This is a genomic window from Neobacillus sp. plas4 (assembly GCF_057221695.1).
This window is the reverse complement of sequence record NZ_CM170152.1, coordinates 4,745,402-4,761,690: the sequence shown is the minus strand read 5'-3', so window position 1 is coordinate 4,761,690 and position 16,289 is coordinate 4,745,402. Positions and strand designations below refer to the sequence as shown.

At 37.8% G+C, this 16,289-nt stretch carries 16 protein-coding genes; 14 read left to right on the top strand and 2 right to left on the bottom strand.

The annotated features are described in order from the left end of the window. Nucleotides 1–4 precede the first annotated feature (4 nt). The 5 genes from dat to AC2TFD_RS23995 all read left to right on the top strand — a co-directional run bounded on the left by dat (nucleotide 5) and on the right by AC2TFD_RS23995 (nucleotide 5,823). Nucleotides 5–874 carry a D-amino-acid transaminase gene (dat, locus tag AC2TFD_RS24015; protein WP_484674107.1) on the top strand — a complete coding sequence of 290 codons (870 nt, stop codon included), beginning with the start codon at nucleotides 5–7 and terminating at the stop codon, nucleotides 872–874. 163 nt (nucleotides 875–1,037) lie between these two features. Further along, nucleotides 1,038–1,595, top strand: a complete 558-nt coding sequence (gene thpR / locus AC2TFD_RS24010; RefSeq protein ID WP_484674106.1) for an RNA 2',3'-cyclic phosphodiesterase — start codon at nucleotides 1,038–1,040, stop codon at nucleotides 1,593–1,595. Between the two features lie 158 nt (nucleotides 1,596–1,753). Next, nucleotides 1,754–2,737, top strand: coding sequence for a diacylglycerol/lipid kinase family protein (locus AC2TFD_RS24005; protein WP_335516237.1), 984 nt, complete (start codon nucleotides 1,754–1,756; stop codon nucleotides 2,735–2,737). Then, a complete protein-coding gene (gene pulA, locus AC2TFD_RS24000; protein WP_484674105.1) occupies nucleotides 2,724–4,871 on the top strand; it encodes a type I pullulanase in 2,148 nt (715 codons plus the stop codon). The genes AC2TFD_RS24005 and pulA overlap by 14 nt, the downstream gene beginning before the upstream one ends. A gap of 178 nt (nucleotides 4,872–5,049) precedes the next feature. Next, nucleotides 5,050–5,823 carry a phosphotransferase gene (locus AC2TFD_RS23995; RefSeq protein WP_335516232.1) on the top strand — a complete coding sequence of 258 codons (774 nt, stop codon included), beginning with the start codon at nucleotides 5,050–5,052 and terminating at the stop codon, nucleotides 5,821–5,823. Here AC2TFD_RS23995 and AC2TFD_RS23990 read toward each other — a convergent pair whose 3' ends face one another. Beyond that, nucleotides 5,824–6,102, bottom strand: coding sequence for a YtzH-like family protein (locus tag AC2TFD_RS23990; RefSeq protein ID WP_132093300.1), 279 nt, complete (start codon nucleotides 6,100–6,102; stop codon nucleotides 5,824–5,826). A 132-nt stretch (nucleotides 6,103–6,234) separates the two neighbouring features. Between AC2TFD_RS23990 and trmB the strand changes: the two genes are divergently transcribed. After that, nucleotides 6,235–6,876, top strand: a complete 642-nt coding sequence (gene trmB, locus AC2TFD_RS23985; protein WP_335516229.1) for a tRNA (guanosine(46)-N7)-methyltransferase TrmB — start codon at nucleotides 6,235–6,237, stop codon at nucleotides 6,874–6,876. A 78-nt stretch (nucleotides 6,877–6,954) separates the two neighbouring features. Continuing rightward, nucleotides 6,955–7,794, top strand: coding sequence for a YtnP family quorum-quenching lactonase (locus tag AC2TFD_RS23980; protein ID WP_335516227.1), 840 nt, complete (start codon nucleotides 6,955–6,957; stop codon nucleotides 7,792–7,794). Between the two features lie 53 nt (nucleotides 7,795–7,847). Here AC2TFD_RS23980 and AC2TFD_RS23975 read toward each other — a convergent pair whose 3' ends face one another. Beyond that, a complete protein-coding gene (locus AC2TFD_RS23975; protein ID WP_335516225.1) occupies nucleotides 7,848–8,174 on the bottom strand; it encodes a PepSY domain-containing protein in 327 nt (108 codons plus the stop codon). A 165-nt stretch (nucleotides 8,175–8,339) separates the two neighbouring features. Here AC2TFD_RS23975 and AC2TFD_RS23970 point away from each other — a divergent pair, with 165 nt between their 5' ends. From AC2TFD_RS23970 to murC, 7 genes are all read left to right on the top strand, one after another. Beyond that, nucleotides 8,340–9,413, top strand: a complete 1,074-nt coding sequence (locus tag AC2TFD_RS23970) for a M42 family metallopeptidase (protein WP_335569817.1) — start codon at nucleotides 8,340–8,342, stop codon at nucleotides 9,411–9,413. Between the two features lie 60 nt (nucleotides 9,414–9,473). Further along, nucleotides 9,474–9,995 (top strand): DUF84 family protein, encoded by a 522-nt coding sequence (locus AC2TFD_RS23965; RefSeq protein ID WP_335516219.1) that lies wholly within the window; start codon nucleotides 9,474–9,476, stop codon nucleotides 9,993–9,995. 133 nt (nucleotides 9,996–10,128) lie between these two features. Then, a complete protein-coding gene (locus tag AC2TFD_RS23960) occupies nucleotides 10,129–10,620 on the top strand; it encodes a hypothetical protein (RefSeq protein WP_335569815.1) in 492 nt (163 codons plus the stop codon). Nucleotides 10,621–10,650: 30 nt separating this feature from the next. Continuing rightward, nucleotides 10,651–10,965, top strand: coding sequence for a thioredoxin family protein (locus AC2TFD_RS23955; RefSeq protein ID WP_335519973.1), 315 nt, complete (start codon nucleotides 10,651–10,653; stop codon nucleotides 10,963–10,965). Nucleotides 10,966–11,051: 86 nt separating this feature from the next. Next, entirely contained in the window at nucleotides 11,052–11,864 is an 813-nt protein-coding gene (locus tag AC2TFD_RS23950) for a DUF1444 domain-containing protein (RefSeq protein ID WP_335519975.1), read from the top strand. 93 nt (nucleotides 11,865–11,957) lie between these two features. Further along, nucleotides 11,958–14,624, top strand: a complete 2,667-nt coding sequence (locus AC2TFD_RS23945; RefSeq protein ID WP_484674104.1) for a DNA translocase FtsK — start codon at nucleotides 11,958–11,960, stop codon at nucleotides 14,622–14,624. A gap of 227 nt (nucleotides 14,625–14,851) precedes the next feature. Continuing rightward, nucleotides 14,852–16,153: a UDP-N-acetylmuramate--L-alanine ligase gene (murC, locus tag AC2TFD_RS23940; RefSeq protein WP_335515737.1), complete on the top strand. Its 1,302-nt coding sequence runs from the start codon at nucleotides 14,852–14,854 to the stop codon at nucleotides 16,151–16,153. Nucleotides 16,154–16,289: the final 136 nt, after the last annotated feature.

Sequence of the window (16,289 nt, the reverse complement as noted above, 5' to 3'; positions counted from 1 at the left end):
AAGAATGGAATTTGCATTATTGAACGGGGAAATTATTGAGAGGTCCGAAGCCATGATAGATGTAGAAGACCGAGGCTATCAGTTTGGTGATGGTGTTTACGAGGTAATACGTGTTTATAATGGAAAGATGTTTACGGCAGCTGAACATTTAAACAGATTTGCAAAAAGTGCTGAAAGTATAGGGATTTCATTAGCATATACGAGTACTCAATTAACTGGCCTGTTAGAAAAATTAGTTATAAAAAATAATCTTGTGACAGGCAATGTTTATATGCAGGTTACTCGAGGGATTGCACCTCGTAATCATGTATTTCCAGCAGGCGCTGTTCCTCCAACACTAGTGGCCTATACAATTCGGGGAGTTAGACCGTTCGACAACCTGAAGACTGGTGTAAAGACCATCTTGACGGAAGACATTCGCTGGCTTCGCTGTGATATTAAAAGCTTAAATTTACTTGCGAATATACTAGCTAAACAAAAGGCCAGCGAAGAGGGGTGTTTTGAAGCCATTCAGCACCGCGGCCAAGATGTCACAGAGGGCAGTTCATCTAATATTTTTATCGTTAAAGATGGGACGGTCATCACCCATGAATCGAACAACTTAATCCTAAAAGGAATTACGAAAGATGTTATTTTGGACCTTTGTATAAAAAACAATATCCCAGTAAAAGAGCGGACAGTCTCGTTAGCAGAACTTGATGAAGCTGACGAAGTATTTTTATCAAGTACAACAGCAGAAGTAACGCCGGTGATTGAAATAAGCGGGCAGAAAGTTAAAACGGGAGTTCCTGGGCCAATCACCAAAAAATTGCAGAAACTATTTGAAAAAGAAATTGAAAAACAATGTGGTGTACTTGTTGATAAAGATATGTAGCGAATGTGCGTGCAGCGGATTAAAACATCTGGTGCACGTTTCTCTTTATGTTAGGCTGTTTTTCTGCGGAAACTGACAAAGTATAAGATAAGAGCCCTAATAATGCTGTTAAATACACTCAATTAGGAAAAAATAGTCTAAAATAAGAAAAGGAATGATAAATATGAACAAGCAAACACATTATTTCTTCGCTATTAAAATTCCACAAGAGACAAAGCTGATCATGAAAAAGCATAGAGATAGGTTTAAAGAAATTCTCCCATTCAGCACCTGGGTTCACCATGAAGATTTACACATTACATTAGCCTTTTTAGGCAATGCACCTGCAGAGAAACTTTCTATTGCTATAGAAAATGTTCGCGAAGCTTTACGTGAATGTAAGGGATTTCCTTTAGAAATAAACAATCTTGGTACGTTTGGAAAGGTGGATTCACCGCGTATTTTCTGGGCGGATACGAGAGAAAGCAATGAGCTGCGAGAAGTTAGAGAAAAGGTGTTCAAATCCTGCTTAGAAGCTGGTTTTAAACTTGAAACAAGACCATTTAAACCTCATATCACCCTTGCACGAAAGTGGACAGGGGATCAGCACTTTCATAAAAGACTCCTTGATGAGTTACAGCCCAATCCGCTCCTATTTCAAGCAAATGAAGTAGTTTTATACCAAACACATCTTGATCAAACACCAAAATACGAAGTAAAAGAAAAATACCTATTGGAATAAACGGGTATTAAGATCAAATCTTCATGAGGAACCAATTAGATTTGTCCTCAAGCAGGGGCATTAAGGACAAATCATCAAAAGGAATAAAATAGATTTGTCCTCAAAGAGGCGGTAAAAGGACGAATCTCTTCTGAAAATTAATGTTGAAGGTTGGTTGTATGAAACAACTCTATTTTATTATCAATCCGAAGGCTAGAAATGGATACAGTTTAAACGTCTGGAAAAAAGTTGAATCCAAATTAAAGGATGATTATATTCCTTATTTGGCCTTTTTTTCAGAATATCACGGTCATGCGATTAAACTAGCGGCACACATTGCGGAGGAAAATAATGACCATAAAGTCATTATTGCCCTTGGGGGCGACGGAACCATAAGCGAGGTAATGAATGGAGTTGTAAAATATAAGAATATTACTCTAGGTTTCATACCCGGTGGTTCAGGAAATGATTTTTCAAGAGGATATCATATACCCGCAAATCCAAAAGAAGCAGTAGAGTTTATTCTTGGCCTGATGGAAAAAGAAGCACCATTAATCGATATTGGTAAGGTTTCTATGAAAGATAATTGTGAGCATTATTTTATTAATAATATGGGTGCAGGGTTCGATGCACTAATTTCATATGAAGTGAACCGATCTAAAATGAAAGCGTGGCTAAATAAACTATCTTTAGGCCGACTGGTTTATGTGTATTTTTTACTAAAAAAGCTTTTTTCTTATAAATGCTCAACAATTGATTTATCAATTGACGGGAGCAGGCATATACTTGAACAAACGTGGTTTGTAACTGTTTCCAATCAACCCTATTACGGAGGAGGCATGAAAATTGCCCCTGGGGCAGTCCCAAATGACGGACTCTTAGACATTACAGTCGTTCATCATTTATCTAGGTTGAAGCTATTATTGGTTTTTATCAGTGTTTTTTGGGGGAAGCATATCCACTTTAAAGAAGTAAAAACATTTAAGGGACAAATGGTTACAATTCAATCCTCATCACCTTTATATGTCCATGCAGATGGTGAAGATATTGGATTTACCCCCTTAAACATTCATGTTCAAACCAAAACGCTAAAAGTCTTAACGAGGGTGCGAAGTTTGCGAGATATTGATCTGAAAGAGAGGGACGTGAATGAATCCCAATGAACGAAATTTCCAAGCCTATTTAGATGAGATGGATATCATTACGATTCTTCTTCCACTTTCCTATCATCATGGTTTGTCTTCCACTTTCTCGATTACCGATGATTCACAGCAGGTTAAACCGATACAATTGATCAAAAAACAGCAAATTGAGAACCATAATAAATATATATGCAGGCTTTCTGAGGAAATTTCTTTTGGTCATCCCTACTGGATTTTAGATGAGCATGGAGGAAAAACCGATCTTCAAATTGGGGCTGTCATTCGAACAGGAGCATTTGATGAACGTTTTTTCTATGATGGAAATGACCTAGGGGTTAAATGTGAGGCCAATCAAACACAGTTTAAAATTTGGGCACCAACAGCTGCACAAGTAAAAGTAAAATTACGAAAAGCTAATAGTACTTTTTCAGAAATTATCAAGATGAGACGGGAAGAAAAAGGGGTATGGTCAACGGTTGTTCACTCTGATTTAGAACTTTATCAATATACGTTTCTAGTCCTTGTAAATCAGGAATGGCGGGAATCAGTTGATCCATACGCCGTTGCAGTCACTGCGAATGGAGAGTTAGGGGTTATTGTAAAGTTAGAGAAAACACGGAGAGAAAAACCACCGCTGCCTCCTTTTGAAAATCCAGTAGATGCGATCATTTATGAAACGCATATCAGAGATTTCACCATCCATCCCAATAGCGGCGTTAAACAAAAGGGACTCTATCTTGGTGCTGCAGAGTTAAATACAAAAAGTAAAAATGGCGAACTCACTGGACTCTCCTATGTTAAGGATCTAGGCATCACACATATTGAATTCCTGCCTTTCAATGATTTTGCAGGAGTAGATGAGTTAGATCCTGCTAAAGAATATAATTGGGGGTATAACCCTATTCACTTTAATGTGCCTGAAGGCTCGTATTCAACAAATCCCTCAGACCCCTATTCAAGAATCATTGAACTTAAGAAATTAATTGATTCTATTCACAGTCAAGGAATAAGAGTGATTATGGATGTTGTCTATAATCATGTATATATTCGGGAAACATCCCCTTTTGAAAAAATCGTTCCGGGTTATTACTTCCGCCATAATGAGCTTGGGTTCCCAGCAAACGGAACGGGTGTTGGAAATGATATTGCCTCTGAGAGAAAAATGATGAAAAAGTTTATCGTAGATTCTGTTCGTTTTTGGATGGAGGAATATCATATAGATGGGTTTCGATTTGATTTAATGGGGATTTTAGATATTGATACCATGCAGGAGGTTAGAAAGACCTGTGATAGCATTCAAAAGGGAACGTTAATTATTGGAGAAGGCTGGAACTTGAATACTCCACTTCCAATTGAGAAAAAGGCAATCCTTCGGAATCAATCTAAGCTTCCAGCAATTGGTCAATTTAATGATAAATTTCGTGATTCGATCAAGGGGAGTACCTTTAATTTGTATGACAAAGGGTATGTACTTGGAAATGAGCATTACCATAAAGGCGCACTACAAACCATAACTGGCAGCATTGGTTTAGATGAACCAGCCAGCGGTCTTTTCAATCAGCCCACACAATCGGTGAATTATGTAGAATGTCATGATAATCACACTATGTGGGATAAACTTGGTTCTTGTCTTTCAGATTTAGACCCTTTATTCCATATTAAATATCACCGGCTTGCAACTGCTATTGTATTATTATCACAAGGAATACCTTTTCTTCACAGTGGACAGGAGTTCTTCCGAACAAAACGAGGCGATGGGAATAGTTATAAATCCCCTAATCATATTAACCAGCTTGATTGGGATCGTAAGGACCTCCATCAAGATAATGTTGAATATATCAAAGGTCTAATTCAAATCCGTAAAGCCTTACCGTGCTTTCGAATGAACAATGCGGAGGAAATACGAACAAATACTCATATTTTACCGCTGCCAACGCCGCTTATTGGGTTTTCCTTTCAAAATCAAAGCGAAGATTTTCGGGAAGTGCTGCTTTTGATTAACCCTTTAAGGAGAAAACAAACGATTGAAATTTCTAACGGAGCTTGGAACGTAATTGCCAATGATAAAAAGGCGGAAATTTATTCCAAACAAAGAGTAGAAGGTAAAGAAATCGTTCTAGAGCCTGTTTGTGTAACTATACTGGCAAAAAAATAGTTTGTTCATATATACTTGACTACTAAAGCCAATTGGAGATAAAATTTATTAAGATGGCTATTGTGTGCTATTGTCCAATAGCTTTTTTTATTTTTCTAAATAATATTTTCTACTAAAACTACTAAATGGGTGTTTTTTGACCTATTTTTAGAACGGCATACATTGAAGGTGAACAATATTGGAACATATATTAGGACAAGAATGGGAGATTGTCCCTGCGGGGGGTAAAACGGGAGAGGCTTTTTTTGCTTGCTTTGAAGACCAAAGGCTTTTTCTAAAACGCAATTCCTCTCCATTTCTAGCCGTATTATCTGCAGAAGGAATCGTCCCAAAGCTTGTTTGGACAAGACGATTGGAAAACGGAGATGTGATTACAGCACAGCAATGGCTGCCTGGGCGGGAATTAAAGTCTTCCGATATGAATCATGAAGCTGTTGCAAGGATGCTTAGGAAAATTCACCGCTCAGAACCAATGGTTGCGATGTTAAGCAGGCTTGAAATGGAGCCATTACAGCCAGACACAATTTTTCAATCAATCATTGACCAATTGGATGAAGAGGTACTATCATTACCCGTTGTAAAAGAAACACTGAGTTTTCTACTAAACGAGGAAAAAAATATTCTTTCTAATGAACAGGTAGTGTGTCATGGCGATGTCAACCATAACAACTGGCTGTTAACAGAAGACAACCAGTTGTATTTAATTGACTGGGATGGTGCAATGATTGCTGACCCGGCAATTGACCTTGGCATGCTGCTTTACTGGTATATTCCTGAGGATAGTTGGAATAGCTGGTTAGCCATGTATGGTAAACCGTTAACAGAAAATTTAAAGCTCCGAATGAAATGGTATGTGGCACTGCAAACCCTATCTTCCATTCAATGGTACAAGAACAAAGATAGGAATCAGGAAATGGAAAAATGGATCACTTTTTTAGATGGTCTTTTATAATTAAGAAAACGAGTCAATATTTGATACCCATTGAGACAAATTACCTTGGTTAGAAAGTATATGTTCATCCAAATCAGCTGTTTGGGCACCATGCTGACTGTAATTATATACCTCCTGTAAAACACTTTTAACATTTTGATCAATTTGTGTGTTTACCATTAAAGATTTTACTAATCGTTCCAATTGTTCACATTCGGAAACAGATCCACAGCAGTCGGTTTGATGATTATTTAAAATATCTTTTAGTAATGAAACTTGGTCCTGATGACTTAATGGCATGTTCGAACACCCTTTCAAGTGAAAATAAAAAGAATTCACAGTTAGGTTGTGAATTCTTTTTTTGTTTATACATTAATGGTACACCCCATTATTACCAATAATAAAATGAATATGATTTTTAGGAGTGGCAAAATGAGACTTAGGAATAAACCATGGGCAAGGGAATATATTGAGGCACATCCACAGTATATTGTGGCCGACCCAGAAACTTATAAAGGAAAGTGGCATGAGGTTTTTAACAATCAACAGCCGCTTCATATCGAGGTAGGGACAGGCAAGGGACGTTTTATTACAGAAATGGCTAAGGCCCACCCCGACATTAATTATATGGGAATTGAAATTTATGATTCGGTTATTGTGAAGGCGTTAGATCGGCTAATTGAAGCAGATTTACCAAACCTAAGGCTTCTTAATGTGAATGCGGGTGACTTAAATAAATATTTTGAAAAAAATGATGTTGATAGGGTCTATTTGAATTTCTCAGATCCTTGGCCAAAAACTCGTCATGAAAAAAGAAGATTAACCTATAAGGATTTCTTAAAGCTTTATGAATCCATATTGGTGGATAAAGGAGAAATCCACTTTAAAACGGATAATCAAGGATTATTTGAATATTCTTTAAAGAGTTTTTCTGAATATGGGTTATTATTAACCTTCCTCAGCCTTGATCTTCATAAAAGTGAATTTGAAGGAAACATCATGACAGAGTATGAGCAAAAGTTCTCTGAAATGGGAAATCGTATCTATCGTTGTGAAGTAAAATATCAAAACTAATCGCAGGACAGTCTTTCAAAGGGACTGTCCTTTTTATATGTGTTAATATGGAAATAACAGGACAAAGGAGGGAAGGAAATGGAAACGTTAACAATCGGCAGGGTTCAGCTTACATGGTTATCAGGAGGAGTCACAAATTTAGATGGCGGTGCAATGTTTGGTGTAGTTCCCAAAGTATTGTGGTCGAAAAAGTATCCGCCTAATGACAAAAACCTAATTGAACTTCCTACAGATCCAATCTTAATCCAAATGGATGGCAAAAATATTTTAGTGGAAGCAGGAATCGGAAGCGGAAAATTATCGGAAAAACAACTTCGGAATTTTGGTGTTACTGCGAAATCTGACGTGGAGGGCTCATTACAAAAGTTAGGGTTACATCCAGAAGATATTGATTATGTTTTAATGACACATATGCATAATGATCATGTGGGTGGATTGACCAAGTTGGAAGATGGGGAGTATCAATCAACATTCCCTAGAGCCAAGATTATTACCTCAACCATTGAATGGGATGAAATGCGGAATCCAAATATACGCTCAAAAAGTGCATATTGGAAGGAAAATTGGGAAGCAATCCAATCACAAGTGATTCCATTTGATGAAAAATGGAGTTTGGGAGCCATTAGTATGTTTCATACGGGAGGTCACAGCAATGGACATTCTATCCTTATGATTGAGGATGAAGGAGAAATGGCTATCCATATGGCAGACTTAATGCCGACACATGCCCATAAAAATCCTTTATGGGTTATGGCCTATGACGATTACCCGATGGATTCAATAGCGGCAAAGGAAAAATGGGGGAACTATGTGAAGGATAAAAATGCTTGGTTCACTTTTTATCATGATGCTTTTTACCGAGCAGTTAAATGGGGCCCAGATGGGCAAATTCTCGAAAGCATAATGAGAGTAAAATAAGGTCAAAATAACAACGAAACTGCCGTACCCATTATGGATACGGCTTCTGTCTTTTATAGGGCTGGCTCTGTGGCTGCTTTTACGTCTAAAAGGGTACCTGTTGAAGCGTCTGCTATAAATTCAAATTGCTCATTAACTCCATTATGGCTTTTTGAGATACCGCCCTTATAAACCTGATACTTGATTTGGTGCTTTTCAAAAGGCTCTGTGACCATATGTATCCAAGAGCCGCTAATCGGTCCATTTTGATTAAATTGTTTTTTGACGTTCTCCAATACTTTTTCAGGGGAAACATATGTCTTTTGTGAAATGATTTCCTTAACAGCATAGCCGCTGATGACTCCGACTGCGGCCCCAAGGATAAATGATTTCCAGTTCATAAAGCACCTCCAAAATAAAATTGCGCTTATTTCCAGTATATCTCATTTAGTAAGAGGAACATAATAATTCCTTTAGACAAATTAATTATTGGTAAGCGATGCAAAATTTCAGTAATATAAAAATATACATATTGTTGTACATACTCAATTGAGGGGGAAATATCTTTGAATCAACAGACATTGAATCTTTTTAAAACATTAACGGAACTACAAGGGGCACCTGGCAATGAACATTTAGTCAGAAATTTCATGAGAGAACAGTTAGCCCAATATTCAGATGAAATTGTCCAAGATAAACTAGGAAGTATATTTGGGGTTAAAAAAGGTACTCAAACGGGACCAACCATCATGGTTGCTGGTCACATGGATGAAGTAGGATTCATGGTTACGCAGATTACGGACAATGGGATGCTGAGGTTTCAACCACTAGGAGGCTGGTGGAGTCAAGTATTATTAGCGCAGCGTGTTCAGGTTATGACAAATAACGGACCAGTAATTGGAGTCATAGGCTCTATACCTCCACATTTATTAGATGAATCTAAGAAAAACAAACCAATGGATATTAAAAATATGCTCATTGATATTGGTGCGGATGATCGTGAAGACGCAGAACGCATCGGAATTAGACCAGGTCAGCCGATCTTGCCAATTTGTCCTTTTACACCAATGGCAAATGAAAAGAAAATTCTCGCAAAAGCGTGGGACAACCGTTACGGCTGTGGTCTTGCTATTGAACTTCTTCAGGAGGTAAAAGACGAAACCTTGCCGAATATCCTCTATTCTGGGGCAACGGTTCAAGAGGAAGTAGGACTCCGTGGTGCACAAACTGCAGCCAATATGATTAAACCAGATATCTTTTTTGCATTAGATGCGAGCCCTGCAAACGATATGTCTGGAAGTAAATCAGAATTTGGTCAATTAGGGAAGGGAGCGTTACTCCGAATTCTAGATAGATCAATGGTAACACACCGTGGATTAAGAGAATTTATTCTTGATACGGCAGAAACAAACAAAATCCCGTACCAATATTTCGTTTCGCAAGGTGGAACCGATGCAGGACGCGTACATCAATCAAATGAAGGTGTCCCAAGCGGTGTAATCGGTATTTGTTCACGCTACATTCATACACATGCTTCTATGATTCATACGGATGATTATGCTGCAGCGAAGGAATTACTTGTTAAGCTTGTAAAGGCTTGTGATCAAACAACGGTAGATACCATCAATGCAAACAGTTAATTGAGATGAAGGAGGCATGGATGATGCCTTCTTTTTATGTGGAAAAAAGGAGACTGAAATATGAAAGTAATTATTGGGTCAAATAATCCTGCAAAAGTTGCTGCAGTAAAAAGATCTTTTCATAATCAACAAACGGAGTTTCTTTCGTTAGACATCCCCTCAGGAGTAAGTGAACAGCCATTTTCAGATGAAGAGACCATTAAAGGAGCTATTAATCGAGCAGTTGGTGCAATGCAAATGGGGAATGGCGATATTGGAATCGGTCTTGAAGGAGGGGTACAGGAATCTGCTCATGGTTTGTTACTGTGTAATTGGGGTGCTTTAGCTTCAAAGAATAGGGAACCGATTATTGCTGGCGGTGCAAGGTTACTCCTCCCAGAAGAAATTGCAGGGAGATTAAGAGCTGGAGAAGAACTAGGACCAGTAATGGCCGATTATGCTAAAAAAGAAAATGTCCGTAAGAATGAAGGAGCGATTGGCATCTTTACCAATGGTTTGATAAACCGTTCAGAGATGTTTTCACATATTACGAATCTTTTAGTAGGACAATATCACTATCAAACAGCCTTGAAAAATAAATAATAGTGATATCTATCCTGTTTTGTCGCTAAATATCGACAAAAAACTTGTCATTTCTACTTTATGGAATGTATGATGTAGATAGGATAATTGTCGTTATAGGAGGCGAAGGAAGCTGAGATTCTTTAATGCCATTTTGATTGTACTCGTATCCATTTTTTTACTAAGTGCCTGTGGAAAATCGAACTTTAAAGCAGAAAGTAAAGAAACAATTAAAGTAGTAAAAGAAGCACTTAATGAAAAGGACAAAAAGACAAATAAAAATAGTGGAGATATTGATTTTTACTTACCATTTGGTTATGAGATCGAAGATGAATCTCCGAATAATATACTTTTAAAAAATGGATCAAAAAAATATATTCTTTTTAATAATCCTCAAGAAAATAAAGCAAGCGATGTCGTGTATAAATCAACAGTTGCACAAAATAAAGACATTGAGATAAATGAGAAATTTAAGGAAAACGATCAGTTTGGTTACTTAATTATCAACCAATTAGAAGAAGATATGAATGAAATGACCATTGGGATAGGTGGAACAAAAATTACTACCCTGATTAAAACAAGCAGCTTAAAAAATGAGGCGGCAGCGATGACACAAATCGTTAAATCTGTGGAAAATGGAAAATAACGAGAATTTTTTTAAAAGGAGAGGTTTGGTTTGGAAAATTTAGCTTCTATAGAGCAATTTGAACAGCTTCGTGATGGAGAAAAAACAATATTCATGTTTTCAGCAAACTGGTGTCCTGATTGTCGGGTTATTGAGCCGATACTCCCAGAAGTAGAGGCGAAGTATAGTGAATTCACTTTTATTCATGTTGATCGAGATCAGCATATTGAGTTATGCCAACAGTTAGAGGTCTACGGTATTCCAAGCTTTATCGCATTTGAAAACGGGAAAGAACTAGGTCGATTTGTAAGCAAAGATCGGAAAACCCAAGAAGAAATAGAAGAATTTATTAATGGTTTAAAATAAACCATTCCAAAACCTCCATCGTCTTTCTTTTGCGATAGAGGTTTTTTCATGTACAATGAAGGGGCTATGGAGGGATGAAAATGAAAATGGATAGTATTAAAATGAAAAGAGAATTAGAATCACGCTTAGCTGGTGATGATCGGTTAATCACATATGATCGAGAAAAGGATCAGCTGCGGATTGAAAATAAAAGTATTGGAAAAGGAATAACGATAACGTTAGCAGGTATTGTTGCTAAGTGGTATACAGAAAAAGAAAAGGCAATTGATGAAGTGGTTTATTATGTAGAAGAAGGTCTAAAGGCCATGACGGATACAGTCCAGTTAACAGACCATGAGAAAAAAATTTTTCCAGTTATTCGCTCTACCTCCTTTCCGCTTGAAGCCGAAGAAGGTGTTGCATTTTTAACGGATGATCATACAGCGGAAACCAAAATATATTATGCTTATGATATGGGAAATACATACCGTCTAATAGATTCACGAATCATGGAAAAAGAGGGATGGCAGGCAAGCCGGATTAAAGAAATTGCCTTATTTAATGTCAGATCCCTGAAGACAGCTTTGAAAGAGGACAAAGTAGCTGGAAATACATTTTACTTTCTAAATTCAAATGATGGATACGATGCAAGCCGGATATTAAATAAAGGCTTTTTAAATGAGATGAATAAAAAAATCACTGGGACCATGGTACTTGCTGTTCCCCATCAGGACGTCTTAATTATCGCCGATATTCAAAATAACACAGGGTATGATGTATTAGCACAAATGGCCATGAGCTTTTTTGCGAATGGCCGTGTGCCAATAACGGCATTATCTTTCTTGTATGAGGATGGAGAACTAGAACCAATATTTATCCTAGGGAAGACAAGAAATACGGACGGAAAAGGATCACGATAAGTGGTCTTTTTTGCTTATTCTTAGATTTTTTGTCGAAAAATTAATAATACCTGTTAAAATAGAGTGATAGAAAGAGTAGAAAGAGTGATTGTTTTGAGCTGGATACAAAACTTTTTTCAAAAGTTTATAAAGGACAAGGATGATGAATATGCTGAATATGACATACATAACAAGCAGCAGGATAGAATTTCGTCTCATAAAATATTGGAGGGCCGTCATTATCTAGAAACTAAAATTTCTTATCAATATCCTAAAGGAAGCCTTAAATTCCAGCTGAAATCTGAGGTACCTATAGTTAAATCTGAAAAGGCAGACCGCCGAATTAGGCAAGAGCAAGCTCCTGAAAGTAAAAGTTCAGAGAAAAAGAGCTTGCCGGAAATTAAAAAAATTCTGCCTCCTGTTCAGAAAAAACCGTTCCAGCTGACAGAAATCCCTTCACCTATTTTTGGGTTTAACAGACCTGCTAAAGCAACAGAGACTGTTGTAGAACATGAGTTGAGCCATTTCTTTGATGATGAAATAGAATACCAATTGGATTCAAGGACCCAAGCAATAGAGCCAGAGTCATATACTGAAATTGAAATAGCTGCTTCTGAGACTGCCGTTGGGTTAACCGAAGTAGTGGAGACTGTTATTGATTCGCCGGTAACTGAAATTGGGTTAACCGAAGTAGTGGAGACTGTTATTGATTCGCCGGTAACTGAAATTGGGTTAACCGAAGTAGTGGAGACTGTTATTGATTCGCCGGTAACTGAAATTGGGTTAACCGAAGTAGTGGAGACTGTTATTGATTCGTCGGTAACAGAAATTGGGTTAACTGAAGTAGTGGAGACTGTTATTGATTCGTCGGTAACTGAAACGAAAGTTGAAGAAAATACTCAAGAACCTAAAGAAAAAGAGAAACCAAGACGCTCTCCTCTTCCGTTCAACGTCATGATGCTAAAACAGGATAGGTTAAAATGGGAAGAACGTAAAAGAACAAAAACAGTCCCTCCGAATGAGACTCAGACCAAGGTTGTCTCTCATGAGAATAAAACGATCGAGGTACAACCGGAAAATACTGCTGTAGGAGATAAACCGGAAGGGGTCCAATCGGAAAATACCGCTCCTGTGGATAAACCGATTGAAAGCCAACCAGAGACCCTTGCAGTAGTGGATAAACCGAAAGAGATTCAATCAGAAACGATTGCTTTAGAGGTTCAACCAAAAGAGTCTCAACCAGAAACCATTGCGCTAGTAGATAAACAGAAAGAGTCTCGACTAAAAACCAATGTTTCAGCATTGCCTAAAAAAGAAATCCTAATAGAGGAAAATCATGTGGAGTCGGGACCAAGCGTATATGAGTTTCCTAAAATGGATTTGTTAAACCCGCCCGTTTTGGTAGAAGACGATACGGCATGGCTATTGTATCAAGAAGAACTTTTAAACCAAACGTTACAAAATTTTAATGTCGGTGCAAGTGTTGTCAATGTCACACAAGGTCCAGCCGTTACTCGGTTTGAAGTCCAGCCGGAGCCGGGGGTAAAAGTAAATAAAATTACAAATTTAAGTGATGATATCAAGCTAAGTCTTGCAGCGAAAGATATCCGGATTGAAGCACCGATTCCTGGTAAACATACGATCGGTATCGAGGTGCCAAACAAAAAATCACGTCCAGTGCTCATCACTGAGATTATTCAAAGCTCGGTTTTTAGAGAGTCTGAATCTCCCTTAACTGCTATCCTAGGTCTAGATATATCCGGAAAGCCAATCGTTACGGATCTTAATAAAATGCCCCATGGGTTAATTGCCGGGGCAACAGGTTCTGGAAAAAGTGTATGTATAAACACCATTTTAATAAGTTTATTATTTAAAGCCAGTCCAGAAGATTTAAAGCTATTATTAATCGATCCTAAAATGGTGGAGCTTGCTCCATATAATCGAATTCCGCATTTGGTTAGTCCTGTTATAACAGACGTAAAAGCAGCCACGGCAGCCTTAAAATGGGCAGTAGATGAAATGGAACGACGCTATGAACTATTTGCGCATACAGGAGTCCGCGACATAAAACGATTTAATGAAATTGCAATGAAGCATAAGCAATACTCTGATAAACTTCCTTTTATTGTAATCATTATTGATGAATTAGCAGATTTAATGATGATGTCACCTGCAGATGTGGAAGAGGCAATATCTAGGATCGCTCAAAAAGCAAGAGCATGCGGTATCCATTTAATTGTTGCGACTCAAAGGCCATCAGTGGATGTTATTACAGGACTAATTAAAGCCAACATCCCTACAAGGATTGCCTTTTCTGTTTCTTCACAGGTGGATTCTCGGACCATTATTGATATTAGTGGCGCTGAGAAATTACTGGGTCGAGGCGATATGCTCTTTTTAGAAAATGGTTCTTCAAAACCAGTTCGTCTCCAAGGAACCTATGTCTCGGATGAAGAAATCGATCTTGTTGTTGGACACGTCAGAGAGCAGCGCGAGCCGCAATATTTATTTGAACAAGAGGAACTATTAAAAAAGGCACAGATAACAGAGGACGAAGATGAGCTTTTTTATGAAGCTTGTGAATTTATTATTGAACAGGGGCTGGCATCTACCTCCAGCTTACAGAGGAGATTTAAAATCGGCTATAATCGGGCAGCACGACTTATGGATATGCTTGAATCCAATGGTTTTATCACAAGTGCCAACGGCAGTAAGCCTCGAGAAGTCTTGATTACAGAGTCAGACTTAGAATTGCTCCACGAAACTGGGGCAATAAATTAATCTTGGTATTTTTTGATAACTTGAACAAAAAATAAGATGTGAAGATGTATCAAATAGTTTTTATTGATAAACAATGTTATAATACTTAAATGTGATTCAAATATAGACTTTTTTCCGTTAGCAAGTTAAAGCGCCAAGGCGCTTCCGCTTTCCGGTTTAAAAATTAGCATTTCAAGATAGATGTCATATACTGTTTTACAGATAGACGTTGGTTGGAGGTTCTTTATATGACTATTTACCATTTTGTAGGTATAAAGGGGTCAGGAATGAGTGCATTAGCACAAATTCTCCATGATATGAATTTCGATGTACAAGGCTCCGATGTCGAAAAGCGCTTTTTTACTCAACTGGCCCTTGAACAATCAGGAATAAAGATTCTCCCCTTTCAAAAGGAAAACATTAAACCGGGGATGAACATTATTGCTGGTAATGCATTTCCTGATACACATGAGGAAATTCAAGAGGCTATGAAGCTCGGTTTACCAATTATTCGTTACCACCGATTTTTAGGCGATTTCATGCAGAATTTTATAAGTGTGGCCGTAACAGGTGCACACGGTAAAACGTCAACAACAGGTCTGCTTGCCCATGTCATTAAAGGTGCTAAGCCAACTTCGTTTTTAATCGGTGACGGTACAGGTAAGGGCGAAGAAGGCTCTAAATATTTTGTTTTCGAAGCATGTGAATATAGAAGACACTTTTTGTCCTATTTTCCAGACTATGCAATTATGACAAATATTGATTTCGATCATCCAGATTATTTTGCCAATATTGATGATGTGTTTTCAGCATTCCAGGAAATGGCCGTTCAAGTGAAGAAGGGTATTTTCGCTTATGGGGATGATGAACAACTTCAAAAAATCCAAGCAAAGGTTCCTGTTTTATTTTATGGCTTTGAAGAGGGAAATGATTATCAAGCCAAAAATCTTGTAAAGACTACAAGCGGAACCAGCTTTGATGTATTTATTCGGAATACATTCTATGATACATTTTCAATCCCTACCTTTGGTGAGCATAGTGTTTTAAATGCACTAGCTGTTATTGGTGTGTGTCACTATGAGGAAATTGATGTTGCGATTGTAAAGGAACAATTAATCACTTTCCAAGGTGTGAAACGTCGATTCACCGAGAAAAGAATAGGGTCACAAATTTTGATTGATGATTATGCCCATCATCCAACAGAAATTAAAGCAACGATTGATGCGGCCAATCAAAAATACCCAGATCGTGAAATTGTTGCTGTATTTCAGCCTCATACGTTTTCCCGAACGCAAGCATTTCTTGAGGACTTTGCAAAAAGCTTGAGACTTGCTGATAAAACCTATTTATGTGAAATTTTCGGATCCGCCCGGGAGAATCATGGGAAACTGACTATTAACGACCTGCAGAAAAAAATCGAAGGTGCGGAAATCTTATCAGAAGATAATACTTCGCTGCTTGAGAAACATCAAAATAGTGTAATTATTTTTATGGGTGCTGGAGATATTCAAAAATTCCAAGAATCCTATGAAAACCAATTAACCTTATAAAAACAAAGGATGTCAGTCCAACTGACATCCTTTGTTTTATTATTGTATAGCTCCAGCGCCTGGGCACTAAGGAAAGCTCCTTAGATTAATCCTCGCAGGAACAAGCTGTGCTTGTTCCAAAGGCGCTTCCGCTTTT